Here is a 21,096-nt window from a genome sequence, read left to right as displayed (position 1 = left end):
TTCTGCGGTATCGGCTCCGCTCCGAAGTTCCGTGATTACGGAATATTTGCAATAGTGGAGGCATGACATCCTCCCGAGACCTCGCCGGCGAGGTCGACGAGCTCCGAGCGCGGCTGGACCGCCTCGAGCGCGCCGACACCCCCGCCGCGCCCGCCGCCGACGATCCGCTCTGGGCCCTGACCGCTCTCCGCGAGCGCCTGCCCTCTCCCGGCGGAGTCGTCTTCGCCGGCTCGGTCGCCACTCCGGCCGGCCCCGTCGAGTGGCAGTACGGCCTCAGCACCGACGCATTCTTCGAGCGCGACTGGGGAGCGAGCCCCGGGCCGACCGCCCTCGCCGCGGTGGGCAGCCCCGTGCGCCTGCGGTTCCTGCAGGCGGTGGCCGGCGGAGTCGAGACCGTCGCCCAGCTCGCCGAGAGCGAGGGCGCGGGCACCACCGGGCAGATCTACCACCACGTCAACCAGCTGGTCGCCGCCGGCTGGCTGGAGGCGCGCGGCCGCGGCCGCTACGGCGTCCCGCCGGAGCGCCTCGTCCCCCTGCTCGTGATCCTGCTCGCCTCCGAAGGACCCCGATGACCCGCCGCCGCCTCGCCCTCGCCGCCGCCTCCGCCGCGGCCGTCGTCCTGCTCGGCGGAGTGCTGCTCCGCCCCTCCGCTCCCACCCTCTCGACCGAGGTGACGGGCGACGCCGAGATCGCCGAGTGGCTCCGGACCGACGTCGGAGACGGGGCGCGGAACCACCTCGTCGCCGCCGTGATCACGCCCGACGGCGTGCGCTACGGCGGACTCGGAGCCGACGAGCGGACCGAGGTCGAGATCGGATCGGTCACGAAGACGATGACCGCGCTCCTCCTCGCCCGGAGCGCCACCGAGGGGACCATCGGGCTCGAGGACCCCGCCGCGGAGCACGCCGACGTCGGCGGCTTCACCGGGACGCTCGAGGAGCTGGCGACCCATCGCTCCGGCCTGCCGCGACTCCCCACCGGTATCGGCGACCTCGCCTCGACGCTCGTCGCCCAGCTGCGCGGCACGGACCCCTACGCGGGCTGGTCGGCCGACGACGTCCTCCGGCAGGCCGCAGAGGCGGACCAGGGCGAGCACGTGCACGCCTACTCGAACCTCGGTGCAGCGGTGCTGGGCCAGACGCTCGCCCGCGCCGAGGGCCGCGACTACGCCGACCTCCTCCGCGAGCGCGTCCTCGATCCGCTCGGGATGACCGCGACCTCCGTCCCGGAGACCGCGGACGCCCTCCCCGCCGACGCGCCGACCGGCTTCTCGGCGAGCGGGCGGTCCGTCGACGCGTGGACGATGGCGGGATACGCACCGGCGGGCGGCGTCCGCTCCACGGCGGAGGACATGGCCCGCTACGCGCAGGCTCTCCTCACCGACGATCCCGCGCTGGGGGTGCCCGCGGCGAGCGTCCTGGATCCCCGGTTCGACGCCGACGGGGCGCGGATCGGCCTCGGCTGGTTCACCTCGGAGTCGGAGGACGGCGGATCCGTCACCTGGCACAACGGAGGGACCTCCGGCTACTCGACGATGCTCGCGATGGACCGGGAGCGCGGCGTTGCCGTGTTCGTCAACGGGGACACGGCGAGCTCGGTCGACGAGCTCGGCCTGCGCCTGCTGGAGCGCGCCGGGGAGGAGTCGTGATGATCGCCTCGATCCTCGTCCTGCTCGTCGTCGCGTTCACCGTCGGCCGCTTCGCCCTGGGGAGTATCCCCCGGCGCCGGGCGGCCGGGTTCCTCGACCGCGACCGCGTCCGGACGCTCGCCCGCGGCATCGAGGCCGTCGCCGTGCTGCTGCTCGGGCGGGCGCTCGTCGACTGGTCGGCGCTGACGCTGCTCCCCTGGGCCGTGCTGGTGGCTCTCACCGCGGCCGGGGCGGCCGGCGCCGTGCTGCGCTGGGACGGGCTGCCGTGGTTCGAGGACCCGGCGCGCCGCCGCTCGCGGACGACCGGGCTCGCGGCGACCGTCGCCGTGTCCGCGGTCCTGATCGGCGTCCTGGGCTGAGTACCGCGCACGTGCCGTCGGATCCGCGCCTTCCGCGGTGGTCGCGTGCTGCTGCGAGGCGGGAGGAGTGGCGGCGGGCGCGGGCGGAAGCGGCGTCAGCCGGTCTGCGCGGGGAGGTCGTCGGGCTCGGCGTTGTCGAGGACGCGGCCGTTCTGGTCGCCGACGCTCAGGACGGTCGTCGGGCGGAGGTTGAGGGTGTCGCCGCCGTAGAGGCTGTCGAGGTCGACGCCGTCGCGGCGCACCGAGTTCAGCGCGGAGAGGTAGTCGGAGCTGATGCAGAACCGGTCCGCGATCCGCTCGCTGATGTCGCCCGCTGCCACCAGGTAGGAGGCCGGGGCGCCGTCGGAGGCGGTGCTCGCCGTCCCGGTCGCGCCGACGCGGGTGCCGCGGTCGCGCACGCGCTCGAGGTCGACGCCGTCGAGCGTCCCCTCGTCGAGCGCCTGGACGACGCACTCGCCCGAGACGTCCTCGACGGGTGCGGGAGTGGTCGAGACGCTCGGCACCGGCCGCGGCGTGGACTCGGCTCCGGCGGCGGGCGGTGCGGTCGAGGCGGTCGGCTCGGCGGGTGCGGCGGCGGGGCTCGTCGCCTCCGCCGTGCAGCCGGCGAGCAGGACCACGGCGGAGAGGGCGATCACGAGGCGCTGCGTCGTCCGGACCATTCCGCGACTCTAACCCGGCACCCGGGCGGCCGGGCGCCACCGCGCCCAGCGGGCTGCGGGCGATCCGGTCGAGGCCGCTGGACCCGGCCGACGCGCAGGCCCGACCGAGGCGGGGCTCGGGCGGCCCCTGGACGGCGCGCCCCCGATTGACCTCCCCCGTCGATCGCACCCATGCCGAGCACCTGTTGGACACGCGGCCCGAACCGGAGTCGACTGGGACCATGCAGTACACGCACCTCGGTCGCACCGGCCTGTCCGTCTCCCGCACCGTCCTCGGCACCATGAACTTCGGCATGCAGACCGAGGAGTCCGACTCGTTCGCGATCATGGACCGCGCGCACGAGCTCGGCGTCAACTTCTTCGACACCGCCAACGTCTACGGAGGCGAGGCCGGCCGCGGCGCCACCGAGGAGATCGTGGGCCGCTGGTTCGCGCAGGGCGGCGAGCGCCGCGAGCGCACCGTCCTCGCGACCAAGGTCTTCGGCGACATGGGCGAGTTCGCCGCTCCCGGAGCCGAGCGCGGCCGCGACTCCTGGCCCAACGGCGGCCGCCTCTCGGCGCTCACCCTGCGCCGCGCGCTCGACGAGAGCCTCCGCCGCCTGCAGACGGACCACATCGACCTCTACCAGTTCCACCACGTCGACCGGACGACTCCCTGGGACGAGATCTGGCAGGCGATGGAGGTCGCCGTCCAGCAGGGCAAGGTCCTCTACGTCGGCTCCAGCAACTTCGCCGGCTGGCACCTCGCCCAGGCGCAGGAGGCGGCGCGCGCCCGCCACTTCACCGGCCTCGCCTCCGAGCAGTCGATCTACAACCTGCTCGTCCGCGACGTCGAGCGCGAGGTCCTGCCCGCCGCGCTGCACTACGGGCTCGGCGTCATCCCCTGGTCGCCGCTGCAGGGCGGGCTGCTGGGCGGCGTCCTCGAGAAGACCGCGGAGGGCGGGCGCCGCTCCTCCGAGCGCACCCTCGCCGCGATCGAGGAGCACCGTCCCGCGCTGGAGCAGTGGGAGGCGTTCGCCCGCGAGCGCGGCGAGGCGCCCGGCGAGCTGGCGCTGGCGTGGCTCCTCCACCAGCCCGCCGTCACCGGTCCGATCACCGGGCCGCGGACGCTCGAGCAGCTCGAGAGCGCCGTCGCCGCCGTCGACATCACCCTCGACGCCGAGGCCCTCGCGCGCCTCGACGAGATCTTCCCCGGTCACCGGACAGCCCCCGAGGACTACGCCTGGTGACCACCCACCCCACTGCGAAGGAGCATTCATGAAGCAGCGCACTCTCGGCGACCTCCAGGTCGGCGCGATCGGACTCGGCGGCATGCCGATGTCGATCGAGGGCCGCCCGGACCGCGAGCGCTCGATCGCCACGATCCACGCCGCCCTCGACGCCGGCGTGACCCTGATCGACACGGCCGACGCCTACCACCTCGCCACCCAGGACGACCTCGGCCACAACGAGCTGCTGATCGCGGAGGCGCTGCGCAGCTACGGCGGCGACACCTCCGCCGTGCTCGTCGCCACCAAGGGCGGCCACCTGCGCCGCGAGCCCGGCCCCTGGGATCAGGACGGCCGCCCCGAGTACCTCAAGGAGGCGGCTCGCGCGTCCGCGAAGCGCCTCGGCGTCGACGCGATCGGCCTCTACCAGTACCACCGGCCCGACCCGGCGGTCCCCTACGCCGACTCGATCGGAGCGCTGGCCGAGCTGCTCGACGAGGGCGTCGTCCTCCGCGCGGGCATCTCGAACGCCGACCCGGACCAGATCCGCGAGGCGCACGGCATCCTCGGCGAGCGCCTGGTCTCGGTGCAGAACCAGTTCTCGCCGTCGTTCCGCTCCAGCGAGCCGGAGCTCGAGCTCTGCGCCGAGCTCGGACTGGCGTTCCTGCCGTGGAGCCCGCTCGGCGGCATCTCCTCGGCGGGCGAGCTCGGCTCGCGCTACTCCGCGTTCGCGGCGGTCGCCGAGGCCCGCGGCGTGACGCCGCAGGTCGTCTGCCTCGCCTGGGAGCTGGCGAAGGCCCCGGTCGTGCTGCCGATCCCGGGCGCCTCCCGCCCCGAGAGCATCCGCGACTCCGCCACGGCGGCCGACCTGGAGCTCACGCCCGAGGAGCTGGCCTCGCTCGACTGAGCCCGTTCAGGACGGAGGAGGGATCCGGTCGAGGCACCGGTCCGACGCGGATCGCGGGATCTCGGTGCTGGTCCCTCCTCCGTTGCGAGCGCGTTCCGACTCAGACCGCGTCCTGCAGCGGCTGCGGGAGGGCCGAGACGAACGCGCGGGCCGCGGCGCTCGGCCGTTCCGGCACCGCCACCATCGTCCGCCACACCAGGAGCGGATCGGCGAGCGCCACCGCCCGCAGCCCGGCCGGGCGCTTCTCGGCGAAGTGCGCCGGCACGACCGCGATCCCCATGCCGTACTCGACCAGGTCGAGCAGCGTGTGCACGTCGTTCACCTCGAGCTCGACCTCGAACGCGAGGCCGTGCGCCGCGAACGCCCGCGCGGCGAGGTGACTCGCCGCCCAGTGCTCCTGCAGCCCCACGATCGTCTCGCCCGCCAGGTCCGGGATGCGGCAGCCGACGCGGCTCGCGAGCGGGTGACCCGGGCGCACGAGCACCGCGAAGCCCTCGCTCGCCAGCGGCATCGTCCGCACGCCGCCCGGCACGGCTCCGATGTCGGCGACCAGCGCCAGGTCGAGGCGGCCGGCGGCGACGGAGTCGAGCAGCGTGCCGGACCCCTCGTGGATCAGCCGGAGCGCGACTCCCGGGTGCTGCTCGCGGAAGGTCGCGAGCTCGCGCGGCAGGTGCACGCCGCCGAGGCACTCCTCCGTGCCGACCGCGAGGCTCCCGCGGAGCACCCCCTGCACGGCGAGAACCGCGTCGCGGGCGGCGAGCGCGCTGGCGACCGAGCGCTCCGACTCCGCGAGCATCGCCCGGCCGGCCGGCGTCAGCTCGACCCGGCGCGTGCTGCGGGTGAAGAGGGGGCTGCCCAGCTCGCTCTCGAGCGCGCGGATCGACGCTGAGAGGCCCGACTGCGAGATCTGCAGGGCGCTCGCGGCGCGGGTGAAGTGCTGCTCCTTCGCGACGGCGAGGAAGTGTTCGAGCTGTCGCAGTTCCATGGGTCCATCCTCGTCGCGCGGGCGGAGGAGCGGGGACCGGACCCGGCACTCCCCAGCGGCCGCTCGGCCGCCGGGTGCGGAGCCGGCCGTCGGGCACGGCGGCCGCCGTCGCGAGAGCCGGCCCGGCTCAGGCGTCGGCGGACGAGATCGCGAGGACGATCGCCGTCAGCGTCGCCCGGAGGCGCTCGAGCGACTCGGGCTCCGACTCGTCCTCGAGGATCGACTGCTTGACCGCGTCGTCGTAGCCCGCCACCAGCAGGCGCACGGCGGTCGTCGGCTCGAGGGAGAACTCGCGGCGCACCTGGCGCAGCGCCCCGTGCACGATCTGCACGAGCGAGGCGTCGAAGCCGGCGCGGAAGTCGCGGTACTGCGGAGCGATCCGCGGGTCGCGGAGCGCGAGCAGCTCGAACTCCGACTCGACCACGCACCAGCGGCGGTTGTCGGTGGCAGGACCCTGGAGGAAGTCGAGGATGACCACGGCCAGCGTCTCGGCCGTCAGCGGCTCGTCGACCGAGACGACGCGCGGGATCGTGCGGTCCATCTGCTCGACGAGGGCGGTCACCCGGGCGCCGTTCTCCCGCTCCATGAGCGCGAAGAACAGCTCCTCCTTGCTGGAGAAGTTGGAGTAGAAGGCGCCGCGCGAGAACCCGGCGCGCTCGCAGATCTGCTCGACGGACGCGCTGTGCACGCCGGTCTCGGCGAAGACGTCGTAGGCCGCGTCGAGCAGGCGCTCGCGGGTGCGGCCGCGGCGGGAGGTCTCGGGAGGGGTGGAGTCGATCGCCGTCATCACCAGCCTCCTGCCCGCCCTGTCAACACCTTCGACGCCGTTCACCTTATCCGATACATTCACGTATCGAATACGGTCCTGTATCGGATACGCTCGTGTATCGGAGCCCGGCTCCGCCCTGGTACAGAGACGTATCGCCATCCTCCCCACCCATCGTCAGGAGACCGCGTGTCGTCGCTGCTCTACCGTCTCGGTCGTCGCGTGTACCGCGCCCACCGCCTCGTCGCCGTCCTGTGGCTGCTGATCGTGGTCGCGGGCGGAGGAGGGGCGCTGCTGCTCAACCAGGGCACCGACAACACGTTCTCCATCCCGGGCACGCAGTCGCAGACCGCCCTCGACCAGCTCGAGCGCACCTTCCCCCAGGTCAGCGGCACGTCCGCGCGGTACGTGGTCGTCGCGCCCGACGGAGGCAGCGTCCAGGACGCCGACGTGAAGGGCCCCGTCAGTGACGCGGTCGCCGCGCTCGGCGACGTCGACGAGGTCGCGGCCGTCACGGACCCCTACTCCGACAGCGTCTCCGGCACGATCTCCGACGCCGGGAACGCCCTCGTCATCACCGCCCAGATGGACGGCTCCGCCACCACCACGAGCCCCGAGAGCCGCGACGCGCTGAAGGCCGAGGCGACGACCCTCCAGGACGCGCTGCCCGCCGGCTCCGTGGTCTCGCTCGGCGGCGACCTCTTCGCCCAGAACCTCCCCGGCGTGACCATCACGGAGGCGATCGGCCTCGTGGTCGCCCTCGTCGTCCTCGTGCTCACCTTCGGCTCGTTCCTGGCCGCCGGCATGCCGCTGGTCACCGCGCTGCTCGGCGTCGCCCTCTCGATGTCGGCCATCTTCATCGCCACCCGCTTCGCCTCGATCTCCTCGACCACGCCGCTCCTGGCGCTGATGCTGGGCCTGGCGGTCGGCATCGACTACGCCCTCTTCATCATCAGCCGCCACCAGGACCAGCTGAAGCAGGGCATGGACCCGGAGGAGTCGACCGCGCGGGCGACCGCGACCGCGGGCTCCGCCGTCGTCTTCGCGGGCCTGACCGTGATCATCGCGCTCGTCGGCCTCTCGGTCGCGGGCATCCCGTTCCTCACCACGATGGGCGTCGCAGCGGCGGGCGGAGTCGCGATCGCCGTGGTCATCGCGCTCACCCTGACCCCCGCCCTCCTCGGCTTCGCCGGCGCGCGGCTGCGCCCCAAGGAGCGCCGGGCCAAGAAGAAGGCCGCGAAGGCCGCCGCCGCCGCGGGCACCCACGTCGACACCGAGGCGCACGAGGAGGCGGCGACCGCCTCCCCCGGCGGCCACGTGCACGCCGAGGTCCCGCGCGGGTTCTTCCGCGGCTGGGTCCGGGTCGTCACGCGCTTCCCGATCGTGACGATCATCGCGGTGATCGGCGTGCTCGGCGTCGCGAGCATCCCGGCGCTCAGCCTCCGCCTCGCTCTGCCGGACGCCGGCTACCAGGCCGAGGGCACTCCCGCGCGCACCACCTACGACCTGCTCGCCGAGAACTTCGGCGCCGGCTACAACGGCCCGCTCATCGTCACCGGCACGATCATCGGCTCGACCGATCCGCTCGGCCTGATGGACGACCTCAAGGGCGAGATCGAGAAGCTCGACGGAGTCGCCTCGGTGCCGCTCGCGACGCCCAACGAGACCGCCGACACCGGCATCATCCAGGTGATCCCGGAGGGCGGCCCCGATTCCGAGGCCACCAAGGCGCTGGTCGCCGAGATCCGCGACAAGCACGGCTACTTCCAGCAGGAGTACGGCGTCGACCTCGCGGTGACCGGCCAGACCGCGGTCGGGATCGACATCTCGGACACGCTCGCCAAAGCCCTCCTGCCGTTCGGCCTGCTCGTCGTGGGCCTGTCGCTGGTGCTGCTGACGATGGTGTTCCGCTCGCTCTGGGTGCCGATCAAGGCGACGCTGGGCTACCTGCTGTCGGTCGGCGCGTCCTTCGGCGCCGTGGCGGCGGTGTTCGAGTGGGGATGGTTCTCGGACGCTCTGCACGTCGACAAGACGGGCCCGATCATCAGCTTCATGCCGATCATCCTGATGGGCGTGCTCTTCGGCCTCGCGATGGACTACGAGGTGTTCCTCGTCTCGCGGATGCGCGAGGACTACGTGCACGGGAGGCCGGCGCGCGCCGCCGTCGAGTCGGGCTTCGTCGGCTCGGCCAAGGTGGTCACGGCCGCAGCGGTCATCATGTTCTCGGTCTTCGCCGCCTTCGTGCCGGAGGGGGACACCAACATCAAGCCGATCGCGCTCGGGCTCGCCGTGGGCGTCTTCGTCGACGCGTTCATCGTGCGGATGACGCTGGTGCCCGCCGTGCTGCACCTGCTCGGCGACCGCGCCTGGCACATGCCGCGCTGGCTCGACCGCGTCCTGCCGTCCTTCGACGTCGAGGGCGAGGGCCTCACGAAGGAGCTCGCGCTGGCCGACTGGCCGGAGCCCGGATCCACGGACGTGATCGCGGCCGAGGACCTCCGCCTCGACGGACCCGACGGTCCCGTCTACAGCGGCGTCTCGCTGCGGGTCGCTCCCGGCTCCTCCCTCGTGGTCCACGGGCCGCACCGCTCCGGCCGCACCGCGCTGCTGCTGAGCATCGCCGGCCGGCTCGCCCCCGACTCCGGGCGCCTGAAGGTCGCGGGCCTTGTCGTGCCGATCCGCTCCGCCGCCGTGCGCGGCCGGGTCGGGCTGGTGCGCCTCGCCGGAGCCGCCGACCCCGTCGCCGACGTCCGGTCGGCCCTGGAGTCGGCCCCGCCGATCCTGGTGCTCGACGACCTCGACACGGTCACCGACCCGCAGCTGCGCGGCGCGATCCGGGCCGAGCTCGACGCCGCCCGCGCCGCCGACGACGCGTTCACCGTGGTCGCCTCCTCCGTCGACGCCGAGGCGCTCGACGACCTCCTCCCCTCCGACCGCGGCGTGCTCGCGGTCTCGCCCGCGGCCGAGCGCCGCGCGATCGCAAAGGTCCTCTGACAGATGGCTCTCCTCTCCCTCGAACGCCCCCGCGGCGTCAAGAAGGTGTCCTGGCTGACCCTTCTCGGGATCGTCCTGGTCCCCCTCGTCATCGGCGGCCTCCTGGTGTGGGCGCTGTGGAACCCGACCGAGCGACTCGACACGATCACGGCCGCCGTGGTCAACGAGGACACCCCGGTCGAGATCAACGGGCAGACCGTGCCGCTCGGGCGCCAGCTCGCGGCCGGCCTGGTGACGGGTGGCACCGACTCCGCGAGCTCGGACGCCCCCTCCTCCACCCCCTCGGCGAGCGCGACGCCGTCCGCGAGCACGACCCCGGTGCCCAACGTCTCCGGCTCGGACTCGACGGGCAACTTCACCTGGGTCCTCACGGACAAGGACGACGCCGCGAAGGGCCTCGCCGACGGCAGCTACGCGACCGTCGTGACGATCCCCTCCTCCTTCTCCGCCGCCGCCACCTCGTACTCCGGCGACGCCGCGGAGGCGACGAAGGCGACCATCGACATCGCCACCAGCGAGAAGGCCAAGCTCGTCGACGACGCCGTCTCGGCCACCGTGACCAGCACCGCCACCTCGCTGCTCAACACGCAGCTGACGACGGCCTACCTCGAGAACGTCTACGTCGGCTTCAACACCCTCAACGAGCAGATCGGCCAGGCGGCCGAGGGCGCGGGCACGCTCGCCGACGGCGCCGACCAGCTCGGCACCGGCGCCTCCACCCTCGCCGACGGCACGAGCAGCCTCGCCGACGGGATCGACGAGCTCGCCACCGGCGCCTCCTCGCTCTCGGACGGCGTCGGGCAGATCGGCACCGGAGCCTCGTCCCTCGCCGACGGCGTGGGGCAGCTGGGCACCGGGGCCTCCGATCTCTCCGGCGGAGTCGCGCAGCTGGCCACCGGTGCGCGCGGCCTCTCCGGCGGAGTGGGACAGCTCGCGACGGGCGCCCGCGACTCGGCGACCGGGGCGACCGCGCTGCAGGGCGGCGCCTCCGACCTGGCCGACGGACTCGACCAACTGAGGGAGGGAGTGGTGAGGACCGGCGACGGGACCCAGCAGGTCGCCGCCCTCAGCGCCGGCGCCGCCGCCGCCACCGCGGGGACCTTCGAGGCGCTCAGCGCCGCGCTCGAGGGCTGCGAGACGACGCAGTGCCTCGCCGCGCGCGCCGTCATCGCCTCGGCAGACGGACCCACCGGCGCGACCACCCTCGCCACGACGACCGCGGGAGCCGTCGCCGGGATCGACGCAGGCATCCGCCTCGGCGGCGACGGGCAGCCCTCGCTGATCGACGCGGTCGGGCAGTCCGCCACCGGCGCGCGCACTCTCTCGGGGGGCATCGGACAGCTGTCCGGCGGCCTGACGCAGCTCGCCGACGGCGCGGACGACGCCGCGGGCGGAGCGTCCCAGCTCGCCGACGGCCTCGACACCACGGCGGCCGGGTCGGCGCAGCTCGCGACCGGCGCCACCACCGCCGCGGCCGGCGCCCGCGACCTCGCGACCGGCGCGACCACCGCCGCGGGCGGCGCCGCCGACCTCGCCACGGGAGCCTCCTCCGCCGCCGACGGAGCCGACCAGCTCGCCGACGGCGCGAGCGGGGTCTCGGACGGCGCCGTGCAGCTCGCCGACGGCACCCGCACGCTCGCGACCGGCCTCGACGCCGCGGTCGCGCAGCTCCCGACCTACACCGAGTCGGAGTCGACGAACCTCGCCGACGTCGTCTCGGACCCGGTCGAGAACGCGAGCAGCGCGACCGACCTGTTCGGAGCCTCCAGCGTCCCGTTCTTCGCGACGATCGCCCTCTGGCTGGGCGCCCTCGCGACGTTCCTGGTGCTCGCGGCGTTCTCGCACCGCGCGCTCTCCTCGACCCGATCCTCCGCGGCGCTCGCCCTCTCCTCCTACGTGCCGGCGCTCGTGATCGGCGTGGTGCAGGGACTCGCGGTCGCGATCGTGATGAGCGGGGTCGCGGGCCTGGAGCCGGGCCGCTGGGTCGGCTTCGCCCTCCTGGCGATGCTCACCGGCGCCTCGTTCGCCGCGGTGAACCAGGGGCTGGTCGCCCTGCTCGGAGGGATCGGCCGCTTCCTCGCGATGGTCGCGGCGGTGATCGCGCTCGGTGCGGGCATCATCTCGACGGTCCCCGGGCTGTTCGACGACGTGCTCGGGTTCCTGCCGCTCTCGGCGGCGCAGAACGCGCTGTCCGGAGTGGTCGAGGGGACCGACGGCACGGCCGGCGCCGTCGTCGGCCTGGTGATCTGGCTGCTGTTCGGGCTGCTGCTCACCGTCGCCGCGATCGCCCGTCGCCGGGTCGTCTCGGTCCGCGCCCTGCACCGCACCGCGGAGGCGTAAGCCGCGCCTCGCGCCACTCCTCCCCCGAACCGGGGACGGGTGGCGCGAGGATCGCGCCACCGACGCGCCTCTCCGGGCGACCGGCCCCGGCCGGGGCTAGCCTGACGCGATGGAGTCGGAACCGATGGCGATCCGGACGCGACGGGTGTACGGCCCATCGGTCCTGCGGCGCCTCCGCGCCCTCCTCCTGCGGCTCCTCGGCGCCGGCCTCGCGGCCGTGCTCATCCCGTTCGCCGTCCTCGCGGACCGCCGTGGCGTCCTCGACGAGTCGGTGCTCGCGCTCGGGCTCCTCGCCCTCACCGTCGTCATCGGACTGGCCTCGGCGGTCTCGCTCTTCGTCGTCTCCCCCACCCGCGTGATGACGACCGAGACGCAGGTCGTGCTGATGCGCGGCCGCCGCCGCCGCGAGCAGTGGCCCCGCCGGTCGGTCCGCTTCCTCGAGTCAGCCGACGGCGACGGCTTCGTCGCCTGGTGCCGCGGCGACGGAGTCGAAGTGCGCTGCGCGCACTTCCGCCCGGAGGACCTCGCCACCCTGCTCGCCGACCTCGGCGCCGCCGCCCGCGTCCGCGACGCCCTGCCGCCCGCTCTGGCCGGGCCCGCCTCGGCCGTCCGCTTCCGGCCGCACCGCGCCCCGCTCCAGCGCCGGGCGGTCGCCCTGGTCGTCGTCGCCACGGAGGCGTTCGCCGCCGGCGTCCTGGCCGTCGCCCTCGCGGGATCCCCGTCGGGCGACCGCGCGCAGATCGCGCTGGGGGCGGTCGTCGTGGCGCTCTCCCTCCCGCTCGGGCTGGTCGCCGCGCGGCTGGCGCTGCGGCCCGGGCTGCCGGGCTCGATCGTGGTGTCGGAGTCGGCCATCCAGATCGACGGGCTGATCTTCCCGCTCGAGGCCCTGCGCTCGGTGGTCGCCTCGAGCCCGACGGGGAGCCGGAGCCTCCGCCTGACCCTCACCGAGACGAACGGCCGCATCACGGAGGTCCCCCTCGGGCTGCGGGTGCCGACGCTGCGGCGCGACCAGCTCTTCCCCGACTACCCGCTGCTGCTCGGCGTGCTGCGCGAGCGCACGGCGGGGCTGCTGCGGATCGAGGGCTGAGCCTCAGTCCTCGGCGCCGTCGGCGATGCGCTGGTGGTGGTGGATGACCTCGGCGACGATGAACCCGAGGAACTTCTCGGCGAACGCCGGGTCGAGGTGCGACTCCTCGGCGAGCGCCCGCAGCCGCGCGATCTGGCGCGCCTCGCGCTCGAGGTCTGCGGCGGGCAGCCCGTGCGCGGCCTTCAGCCGGCCGACCTTCTGCGTGAACTTGAAGCGCTCGGCGAGCAGGTGGATCAGCGCCGCGTCGATGTTGTCGATGCTCTGACGGATCTGCACGAGCTCGGCCCGCGCCAGGGACTCCTCGTGCGACGGCTCCTCGTGCGACAGCTCCTCGGTCATGCCCCGACCCTAACGGACCGCCCCCGGACACGACGACGGCCCCTGCCCGGAGTCCGGGAGGGGCCGTCGAGAGGGCTCGGTCAGTCGACCAGGTTGATCTGCACGGGGATGTTGCCGCGGGTAGCGTTGGAGTACGGGCAGAGCTGGTGCGCCGCGTCGGCGACCTTCTGCGCGTCCTCGGAGCTCGCCTTCGGCACGTAGACGTCGAGCTCGACCGAGAGGCCGAAGCCGTCGGAGTCGTTCTTCCCGATCGAGACGCTGGCCGAGACGGCCGCGTCGGCCGTGTCGATCTTCAGCTGGCGACCGGCTCCGTGCAGGGCGCTGAGGAAGCAGGCGGAGTAGCCGGCCGCGAACAGCTGCTCGGGGTTGGTCCCCTCGCCGGAGCCGCCGAGCTCCTGCGGGGCGCGGGTGTCGAGGTCGAGACGGTCGTCCTCGGTGCGGACGTGGCCGTCGCGTCCTCCACCGGAGGCGTGGGCGATGGCGGTGTAGAGAGCATCCATCCCCCAATCCCACCACTCGGCCGCCGTGAGTCGGGTGAACGCGGGATGCACGTCCGTGCGTTCTCCCGGGAATCCCCCTCGGGAACGCTCCGGGGAGCGTCAAGCCCCTCCCCCTCGGCGCCCTCCGGGTGTGCGGTGGAGGGACACCGACCCCGACCGGCGCGAGCCGGAGAACGGACACGAGCATGCGAGCACTCACCTGGCAGGGCATCGAGAAGGTCTCGGTCGAGACCGTCCCCGACCCCCGCATCCAGCAGCCGACCGACGCGATCGTCCGGATCACCTCGACCGCGATCTGCGGCTCCGACCTGCACCTCTACCGCCTCCTCGGGCCCTACATCGACCGCGGGGACGTGCTCGGCCACGAGCCGATGGGCGTCGTCGAGGAGGTGGGCTCCGGAGTCACCACCCTGAAGCCCGGCGACCGGGTCGTCGTGCCCTTCACCATCGCCTGCGGCGAGTGCTTCATGTGCCGCCGAGGGCTGCAGTCGCAGTGCGAGACGACGCAGGTCACCGAGTACGGCTCGGGAGCGGCGCTCTTCGGCTACACGAAGATGTACGGCCAGGTCCCCGGCGGGCAGGCCGAGCTGCTCCGCGTTCCGCTGGCCGACTACAACACGATCGTCGTCGGCACGGACCTGCCGGACGAGCGCTACCTCTTCCTCAGTGACATCGTGCCCACCGCGTGGCAGGGCGTGGAGTACGCGCAGGTGCCCGACGGCGGGACCCTGGTCGTCTTCGGACTCGGCCCTGTCGGCCAGTTCGCGGCGCGGATCGGCGCCCACCGCGGCTACCGCGTCCTCGCGGTGGAGCCCGTCGCCGAGCGGCGCGCGATGGCCGAGCGGTACGGCGTGGAGACGTTCGACCTGTCCGACGACATCGCCGCGCAGCTGCGCGACCTCACGGACGGGCGCGGCCCCGACTCCGTCGTCGACGCGGTCGGCATGGAGGCGCACGGCTCGCCGGTCGGCTCGTTCGCTCAGTCGATGGCGGGGCTCCTGCCCGACCCGATCGCCCGCAAGGCGATGGACACGGTCGGCGTCGACCGCCTCGCCGCGGTCCACGCGTCCCTCGACCTGGTCCGCCGCGGCGGCACCGTCTCGCTGAGCGGGGTCTACGGCGGAGAGGCCGACCCGATGCCGCTGAAGTCGATGTTCGACAAGCAGGTGACGGTGCGGATGGGCCAGTGCAACGTGAAGCGCTGGATCGACGATCTGCTGCCGCTGGTGGAGGACTCCTCCGATCCGCTCGGCGTGATGGACCTCGTGACCCACCGGGCGCCGCTCGAGGACGCTCCGGCCCTCTACGAGACCTTCCAGAAGAAGGAGGACGGCTGCATCAAGGTCGTCCTGCACCCTTAGCCGGGGAACAGCGAAGGCGGCGCCCCCCGAGGGGAGCGCCGCCTTCGCGGTACGTCCGAGACCTACTTGAAGACGTCCTTGACGTCCTCGCCGGCCTTCTTGGCCGAGGCCGCGGCCTGGTCCTTCTGGCCTTCGGCCTTCAGGCTGTCGTCGTTCTTGTGCTCGCCCAGGGCTTCCTTCGCCTTGCCGGCGATGTCCTGAGCGGCGTTCTTGATCTTGTCATCGAGCCCCATGGTGGTGCCTCCTTCGCTGATCGTTGGCACGACCGTAGGGCCGGGAACTGCCCGCTTCCTGGGAGCGGGAAGGGGCTTGCCCGGGCGCCCGCTGGACTGCCATGATTCGCGCCCTCGACCGGTGCCGGCCGGTCGCGGGCGCGGGATCAGGTCGCCGGGGTGGCGGACTCGGACGGAGCGGACTGCGAGGGCGCGTTCGTGGGCGTCTGCGACGATCCGTCGTCGGCGCTGGTGGGCACCGCGCTCCCCGACTGGTTCGGCGTCTGGGCGTCGCCGGTGCAGCCGGCCAGCAGGCCGATCGTCAGGGCGGAGGCGCCGAGCGCCCCGAGGACCCGTGCGGCGCTCACTTGCCCGTCACCGCGTCCTTGACGGCCCCCACTGCCTTCTCGACGATGTTCGGCTTCGGGTCGGTGCCGTAGAGGCGCTCGTCGGGCTGCGTGGGCGGGGGCATCGGGACGTTGCCGCCGGGCTCGGCGACCCGGTAGCTGAACTCTCCCTTGCCGTCCGGGGTCGGGCCCGAGGCCCAGCTGCCCTCGGAGGCCGCCGCTCCGTCCGAGAAGTTGATGTACTCGTACGACACGGAGCGCTCCTCCTTCGAGATCGGGAAGTTCGAGGGCACGGGCAGGTCCTCCCGGCCCTCGGCGCGCAGCTCGGCGGCCGCCGCGATCCACTGGTTCTGGTGCATGGTGTCGCGGGCCAGGAGGAACGACAGGAGGTCGCGCACGCCGTGGTCGTCGGTCATGTGGTAGAGCCGGCGACCTGGAGTCGGCCCTGCATCTCCGCGTTCGCGTTGGCGGTGAAGTCGGCCAGCAGGTTGCCGCTGGCGGTGATGTAGGAGCCCTGCCACGGGTTGCCCATGCTGTCGACGGGGAGCGCGCCGGCGCCGGCCACGATGGCGTGCTGCACGTCGGAGCCGCCGATGACCGCCGCGAGCACGGGGTCCTTCTTCATCGCGTCCTCGGACTGCTCGACCGGGGCCTTCTCGAGCAGCTGGGCGATCATCACGGCGATCATCTCGACGTGGCCGAACTCCTCGGCGCCGATGCCGAAGAGCAGGTCCCGGTACTTGCCCGGGTCGTGGGCGTTCCAGGCCTGGAAGCCGTACTGCATCGCCACGGTGATCTCGCCGTACTGGCCGCCGAGCACCTCCTGGAAGCGGCGGGCGAAGACCGCGTCGGGCTTCGAGGGCGTGGACGTGAACTGGAGTTCCTGACGGTGGAAGAACATGACAGGTTGCCTTTCCGGGGTAGCCGGGCGGATCCGGGTGCGGACGTCCGATGTCTGTCCTCTCGACGGTAGGGAGCCCTGTTCGCGGGTCAGAAGGGGCTTGACGCGGTGGCGGAGCAGTCGATCCACGGGCCCTCGGGACCCGCCCTCGTGGGCGCGGGATGCTAGCCCCAACAGGGGGTCAGCCGCTATGCCCTTCCCGGTACTCGAGGGCCCGAACAGACTGGCGACGCCGGCACGCTTTCATTCCCCACTCGATCCTGGAAGGGACAGACGATGTCGAACATCGATCCCGCTTCACCTCCGTTCGGAGACGGCGCCGCGAACTTCGGCGCGACCGAGACCCCCATCGACAGCGGGGCGCACGTCGCCTCCACGGACACCTCCTCCGGCTCCTCCTCGGGCGGCACGGCCGACTCCGCGAAGGAGAAGGCGAGCGCCGCCGCGGGCACCGCCAAGGACCAGGCCGGCGCCGTCGCCGGCGACGCCAAGCAGGCCGCGAGCGAGGTGCTCTCGACCGGCAAGGACGAGGCCGCCAACGTGGTCCAGGAGGCCAAGGTCCAGGTCAAGGACCTCTACGACCAGAGCCGCACCCAGCTCACCGAGCAGGCCCACGCCCAGAAGGAGAACGCCGCCAAGGGCGCCCGCGCCTTCAGCGACGACCTGACCGCGCTGGCCAACGGCGAGGGCGGCAGCGACAACGCGGCGGCGAAGCTCGTCTCCCAGGCGGCCACCCGCGTACAGGGTGTGGCCTCGTGGCTCGAGAACCGCGACCCGTCCGAGCTCCTCGACGACGTCCGCGCGTTCGCCCGCCGCCGCCCGGGTGCCTTCATCCTCATCGCCGCGGCGACGGGACTCGTCGGCGGACGCCTCATCCGCGCCCTCACCGCCGAGGCGAAGGACGAGAAGGAGGCGACGAGCACCCGCACCGACGGGCCCGAGTTCGACGCCCCCTCCTCCACCACCGCGTACTCCGACGCCTCCGCGTACGACGCGCCCGTCGCGTCCGCCTACGGCACCGTCGGCTCGAGCTCCCTCGAGCGCGACTACGCGCCGACCGAGCCCGTCGCCGACCCGCTCGACGGCGGCTTCCCGAACGGCGGCCGGCTGTGACCGACCCGACGGGCGTCCACCGCTCGACGGAGACGCCCGACCAGCGGGCCGGGTCGACGTCGCTGGGCGATCTGCTCGGCGAGGTCTCGCGCGACCTCTCCACGCTGATCCGCCAGGAGATGGCCCTCGCCAAGGCCGAGCTCAAGGAGTCCGCCGGCAAGGCGGGCAAGGGAGCGGGCCTCCTCGGCGGGGCGGGCTACGCCGCGCTGATGGCCGTGCTCTTCCTCTCGATCGCCCTCTGGTGGGGCCTGGGCACTCTGATCGGCAACGGCTGGTCCGGAGTGGTCGTGGCCGTCGTCTGGGCGATCGTGGCCGCGATCCTCTATGCGGTGGGCCGCAAGAGCCTGAAGCAGGTCGACGGCGCTCCCGAGACGATCGACTCCCTCAAGAAGATTCCCGACACCCTCAAGCCGAACGGGGCAGGACGATGACGTACGACGCAGGACAGAACAAGACACCCGAGGAGATCCGGGCGGACATCGAGCGCACGCGCCTCGAGCTCGGCGGAGACGTCGACGCGCTGGCCGAGAAGGTCAGCCCGTCCGCCATCGCGCAGCGTCAGACCGACAAGGTCAAGTCGGCCGTGGGCTCCGTCCGCGACCGCGTGATGGGCTCGGCGCACGACGCCTCCGACTCGCTCTCGAGCGGTGCGGGCTCGGCGAAGGCCAAGGCCGAGGGCAACCCGTTCGCCGTGGGGCTCATCGCCCTCGGCGCCGGACTCCTCGTCGCCTCGCTCATCCCCGCCTCCAGCAAGGAGAAGGAGGCGGCGAGCCGCGTCAAGGAGCGGGCCCAGCCGGTCGTCGACAAGGTGACCGACGCGGCCAAGGAGGCGGCGAGCGAGCTCCGCGAGCCCGCGCAGCAGGCCTTCGCCTCCGTCAAGGAGACCGCGACCGACGCCGCGCAGAACGTCAAGGAGGCGGGCACCTCCGCCACCGACGACGTGAAGGACTCGGCCCGCGAGGCCAAGCACGCCGTCCAGGAGGACGTGCAGCACTGATCCGTCGGCGCTGACAGGGCGGTGGGCCTCCGGGCCCGCCGCCCTTCGTCGTGCCGCCGGGAATACACCGCCGCCCGCGCTCCTTGCCCTCCGTATGCGATCGATCGTCTACTCCCGCACCGGTGACTCCTCCGTCCTCTCCCTCGTCGACCGGGAGGAGCGGGCGCCGGGCGCCGGCGAGGTCCGCGTCCGCGTCCTGGCGTCGGGCGTGAATCCCACCGACTGGAAGGCGCGCGCCGACGGCGACCTCGCGTTCGACGAGGTCGTGCCGAACCAGGACGGCGCCGGTGTCGTCGAGGCGCTGGGCGAGGGCGTCGAGGGCCTGGCCGTCGGCGACCGGGTCTGGATGTACCTCTCCGCGCACCGCCGCCCCACCGGCACCGCGCAGGAGTCGGCGGTGCTCGCCGCCGAGCACGTCGTGCGCCTGCCCGAGGGTGTCGGCACCGACGTCGCCGCGAGCCTCGGCGTCCCCGCGATGACCGCCCACCGCGCCCTCACCGTGCACGAGCACGGCCCCTCCCGCCTCGCGCCCGGCGCCCTCGCCGGCCGCACCGTCCTGGTCCACGGCGGCGCCGGAGCCGTCGGGCACGCCGCGATCCAGCTCGCGGTCTGGGCCGGGGCGACCGTCATCGCGACGGTGAGCAGCGACTCCAAGGAGCGGCTCGCCCGCGCGGCCGGCGCGCAGCACGTGCTGCAGTACCCGGACGACGCGCTCGCCGACCGGATCCGCGAGCTCGCCCCCGAGGGCGTCCAGCACGTGGTCGAGGTCGCCCCGGCTCAGAACGCCGCGCTCGACGTCGAGGTGCTCGCCAACCACGGCAGCATCGGGTACTACGCGAACAACAACGGCGACGAGTTCACCGTGCCGATCGTCGCGAGCTTCGCGAAGAACGCCCGCTGGCAGGGCCTGCTGCTCTACACCGTGGGCGAGGAGGCGCTGCAGGCCGCGGCCGAGGACATCACCGCGGCGCTCGTCGACGGCGCGCTCCCGGTGGGCGAGGAGGCGGGCCTCCCGCTGACCTGGTTCCCGCTCGAGGAGACCGCGGCCGCCCACGACGCGGTCGAGCAGGGCGCGACGGGCAAGGTGCTCATCCGCGTCGCCGACTGACCGGGAGGGCTCGCCTCCGATCGACGACCGGCCGGATCATCCCCGGAGCGGGGGCGAGCCCGGGACGGTCGAGCGGTCGGCCAGGCCGGCCACGAGCTCGGCGAGCGCCTCCTCGGCCGTGCGGGTCGGCGCCCAGCCGAGCTCGGCGCGGGCGCGCTCGGTCGACATCACCGGGACGTTGCCCGCGATGTCGAGCCAGCCCGCGTCGGTGCGCTGCAGGCGCAGGTGCCAGGTCGCGGTGACGACGGAGCGGAGCAGCCCGAACGGCACCGTGACCAGGCGGGCGCCGAAGGCGTGCGCCAGCCGCTCCGGAGTGAGGACCGGCTCGGCCGCGATGTTGAAGGCCCCGCCGGCGCGCCGGTCGAGCGCGCGCCAGAAGGCGTCGGCCACGTCGTCGGCGTGCACGCCCTGGAAGACGATGCTCCGCGGCAGCGGCAGGACCGGGATCCGGACCGCCTTCAGCCACCGCGTCGGGTAGTGGGGACCGGCGAAGAGCCCGGCGATCTCCGTCGCCGCTCCGCGCTGGAAGACGAGCCCCGGGCGCAGGCGTGTGACGACGATCTCGGGGTGCCGCTCCTCGAAGGCGTCGAGCTGCCGCTCGTTCGCGGCCTTGTGGCGGCTGTAGGTCGAGGTGTGCAGACCGCCCGTGGGCCAGTCCTCGGTCACCCGGATCGACTTCGGCGCCGCGCTGTAGGCACCCACGGACGAGGCGACGGCGACCTGGCCGACTCCCGCGGCGGCGACCGCCTCGAGCACGGCCGCGGTGCCTCCGACGTCGACCAGCCGCTGGAACGGCTCGTCGTGGCTGGGCTGCAGCGCCCAGGCGAGGTGCACGACGGCGTCGACGCCGGCGAAGGCCTCGCGGAGCCGCCGCGGGGCGACGCTCGACGCGAGGTCGATCTCGACCCAGCGCACGTCGCGGTACTCCTCCGAGCGGAGCCGAGGGGCCCGGCGGGCGATGCCCACGATCTCCTCCACCCCGGCCTCGCCGTGCAGGCGCCGCAGCAGCGCCGTCCCCAGGTTGCCGGTCGCCCCGACGATCGCGATCCGCATGGCGTCATCCCTCCGGGAGCGGCGCACGCCGACCCCCTCCTCCGAGGCTAGGCAGGGGCGCCGCCGCGGAGGAGCCGCTTGACAGCGGGCACGACCGGACGCTCGGCGGGGACCGCCGGCGGCCGGCGGGGTGAACGCTCCTCCCCAGGGTGGATGCGGCCTAGACCACGGCGGGAGCGGGCGCATCCCCCCCGCGCGGCCGGCCGCCGATC

At 73.6% G+C, this 21,096-nt stretch carries 21 protein-coding genes and 1 pseudogene; 13 read left to right on the top strand and 9 right to left on the bottom strand.

The features are described 5' to 3' along the window. The first annotated feature begins 62 nt into the window (after positions 1-62). The 3 genes from C5C59_RS14620 to C5C59_RS14610 are packed head-to-tail and all read left to right on the top strand — an operon-like array spanning position 63 to position 2,007. Positions 63-572, top strand: a complete 510-nt coding sequence (locus tag C5C59_RS14620; RefSeq protein WP_104239450.1) for a winged helix-turn-helix domain-containing protein — start codon at positions 63-65, stop codon at positions 570-572. Next, the gene (locus C5C59_RS14615) at positions 569-1,648 is read left to right on the top strand and encodes a serine hydrolase (protein WP_104239449.1); all 1,080 of its coding nucleotides are present in this window, start codon (positions 569-571) and stop codon (positions 1,646-1,648) included. Before C5C59_RS14620 ends, C5C59_RS14615 begins: the two co-directional genes overlap by 4 nt. Beyond that, complete coding sequence (locus C5C59_RS14610) at positions 1,648-2,007, top strand: hypothetical protein (RefSeq protein WP_104239448.1); 360 nt, start codon at positions 1,648-1,650, stop codon at positions 2,005-2,007. Before C5C59_RS14615 ends, C5C59_RS14610 begins: the two co-directional genes overlap by 1 nt. Positions 2,008-2,102: 95 nt before the next feature. On the opposite strand, the gene C5C59_RS14605 is transcribed toward C5C59_RS14610, so the two are convergent. Next, positions 2,103-2,666 (bottom strand): hypothetical protein, encoded by a 564-nt coding sequence (locus tag C5C59_RS14605; RefSeq protein ID WP_104239447.1) that lies wholly within the window; start codon positions 2,664-2,666, stop codon positions 2,103-2,105. Positions 2,667-2,887: 221 nt separating this feature from the next. Between C5C59_RS14605 and C5C59_RS14600 the strand changes: the two genes are divergently transcribed. Further along, positions 2,888-3,895 carry an aldo/keto reductase gene (locus C5C59_RS14600; protein ID WP_104222753.1) on the top strand — a complete coding sequence of 336 codons (1,008 nt, stop codon included), beginning with the start codon at positions 2,888-2,890 and terminating at the stop codon, positions 3,893-3,895. A 28-nt stretch (positions 3,896-3,923) separates the two neighbouring features. Beyond that, positions 3,924-4,781, top strand: coding sequence for an aldo/keto reductase (locus C5C59_RS14595; RefSeq protein WP_104239446.1), 858 nt, complete (start codon positions 3,924-3,926; stop codon positions 4,779-4,781). Between the two features lie 100 nt (positions 4,782-4,881). Here the strand turns inward: C5C59_RS14595 and C5C59_RS14590 are convergent, their stop codons facing one another. Then, positions 4,882-5,766, bottom strand: a complete 885-nt coding sequence (locus C5C59_RS14590) for a LysR family transcriptional regulator (protein ID WP_104222755.1) — start codon at positions 5,764-5,766, stop codon at positions 4,882-4,884. A gap of 127 nt (positions 5,767-5,893) precedes the next feature. After that, positions 5,894-6,553 (bottom strand): TetR/AcrR family transcriptional regulator, encoded by a 660-nt coding sequence (locus C5C59_RS14585; RefSeq protein WP_181127774.1) that lies wholly within the window; start codon positions 6,551-6,553, stop codon positions 5,894-5,896. A gap of 168 nt (positions 6,554-6,721) precedes the next feature. Here C5C59_RS14585 and C5C59_RS14580 point away from each other — a divergent pair, with 168 nt between their 5' ends. The 3 genes from C5C59_RS14580 to C5C59_RS14570 all read left to right on the top strand — a co-directional run bounded on the left by C5C59_RS14580 (position 6,722) and on the right by C5C59_RS14570 (position 12,953). Then, the gene (locus C5C59_RS14580; RefSeq protein WP_104239444.1) at positions 6,722-9,526 is read left to right on the top strand and encodes an MMPL family transporter; all 2,805 of its coding nucleotides are present in this window, start codon (positions 6,722-6,724) and stop codon (positions 9,524-9,526) included. 3 nt (positions 9,527-9,529) lie between these two features. Then, positions 9,530-11,866: a YhgE/Pip domain-containing protein gene (locus tag C5C59_RS14575; protein WP_104251302.1), complete on the top strand. Its 2,337-nt coding sequence runs from the start codon at positions 9,530-9,532 to the stop codon at positions 11,864-11,866. Positions 11,867-11,975: 109 nt separating this feature from the next. Beyond that, complete coding sequence (locus tag C5C59_RS14570) at positions 11,976-12,953, top strand: hypothetical protein (RefSeq protein WP_146082879.1); 978 nt, start codon at positions 11,976-11,978, stop codon at positions 12,951-12,953. 3 nt (positions 12,954-12,956) lie between these two features. Here C5C59_RS14570 and C5C59_RS14565 read toward each other — a convergent pair whose 3' ends face one another. Both C5C59_RS14565 and C5C59_RS14560 read right to left on the bottom strand, forming a co-directional pair. Continuing rightward, positions 12,957-13,292, bottom strand: a complete 336-nt coding sequence (locus tag C5C59_RS14565; RefSeq protein ID WP_104222760.1) for a chorismate mutase — start codon at positions 13,290-13,292, stop codon at positions 12,957-12,959. 80 nt (positions 13,293-13,372) lie between these two features. Continuing rightward, positions 13,373-13,792 (bottom strand): organic hydroperoxide resistance protein, encoded by a 420-nt coding sequence (locus tag C5C59_RS14560; protein ID WP_104239332.1) that lies wholly within the window; start codon positions 13,790-13,792, stop codon positions 13,373-13,375. 185 nt (positions 13,793-13,977) lie between these two features. On the opposite strand from C5C59_RS14560, the gene C5C59_RS14555 reads away from it, so the two are divergent. Then, entirely contained in the window at positions 13,978-15,153 is a 1,176-nt protein-coding gene (locus C5C59_RS14555) for a zinc-dependent alcohol dehydrogenase (RefSeq protein WP_104222762.1), read from the top strand. Positions 15,154-15,215: 62 nt separating this feature from the next. On the opposite strand, the gene C5C59_RS14550 is transcribed toward C5C59_RS14555, so the two are convergent. The 3 genes and pseudogenes from C5C59_RS14550 to C5C59_RS14540 form a co-directional block, all read right to left on the bottom strand. Further along, the gene (locus C5C59_RS14550) at positions 15,216-15,386 is read right to left on the bottom strand and encodes a CsbD family protein (protein WP_104239331.1); all 171 of its coding nucleotides are present in this window, start codon (positions 15,384-15,386) and stop codon (positions 15,216-15,218) included. Between the two features lie 146 nt (positions 15,387-15,532). After that, positions 15,533-15,733, bottom strand: a complete 201-nt coding sequence (locus C5C59_RS14545; RefSeq protein ID WP_104239330.1) for a hypothetical protein — start codon at positions 15,731-15,733, stop codon at positions 15,533-15,535. Then, positions 15,730-16,613, bottom strand: a pseudogene (locus C5C59_RS14540) (manganese catalase family protein). The gene C5C59_RS14545 and the pseudogene C5C59_RS14540 overlap by 4 nt, the downstream one beginning before the upstream one ends. Before the next feature lie 276 nt (positions 16,614-16,889). Between C5C59_RS14540 and C5C59_RS17635 the strand changes: the two are divergent. The 4 genes from C5C59_RS17635 to C5C59_RS14520 all read left to right on the top strand — a co-directional run bounded on the left by C5C59_RS17635 (position 16,890) and on the right by C5C59_RS14520 (position 19,831). Then, a complete protein-coding gene (locus tag C5C59_RS17635; RefSeq protein ID WP_104239329.1) occupies positions 16,890-17,726 on the top strand; it encodes a hypothetical protein in 837 nt (278 codons plus the stop codon). Beyond that, positions 17,723-18,157, top strand: coding sequence for a phage holin family protein (locus C5C59_RS17630; RefSeq protein WP_104239328.1), 435 nt, complete (start codon positions 17,723-17,725; stop codon positions 18,155-18,157). The genes C5C59_RS17635 and C5C59_RS17630 overlap by 4 nt, the downstream gene beginning before the upstream one ends. Beyond that, positions 18,154-18,723, top strand: coding sequence for a DUF3618 domain-containing protein (locus C5C59_RS14525; protein WP_104239327.1), 570 nt, complete (start codon positions 18,154-18,156; stop codon positions 18,721-18,723). Before C5C59_RS17630 ends, C5C59_RS14525 begins: the two co-directional genes overlap by 4 nt. Positions 18,724-18,817: 94 nt before the next feature. Next, positions 18,818-19,831 (top strand): NADPH:quinone reductase, encoded by a 1,014-nt coding sequence (locus C5C59_RS14520; protein WP_104239326.1) that lies wholly within the window; start codon positions 18,818-18,820, stop codon positions 19,829-19,831. Positions 19,832-19,867: 36 nt separating this feature from the next. On the opposite strand, the gene C5C59_RS14515 is transcribed toward C5C59_RS14520, so the two are convergent. Next, the gene (locus C5C59_RS14515; RefSeq protein WP_104222770.1) at positions 19,868-20,884 is read right to left on the bottom strand and encodes an NAD-dependent epimerase/dehydratase family protein; all 1,017 of its coding nucleotides are present in this window, start codon (positions 20,882-20,884) and stop codon (positions 19,868-19,870) included. Positions 20,885-21,096 lie beyond the last annotated feature (212 nt).

Source organism: Rathayibacter sp. AY1F4, assembly GCF_002931775.1.
Lineage (GTDB): Bacteria > Actinomycetota > Actinomycetes > Actinomycetales > Microbacteriaceae > Rathayibacter.
Note: the sequence above shows the minus strand (reverse complement) of the source record. Positions and strands in the feature narration are given on the sequence as shown.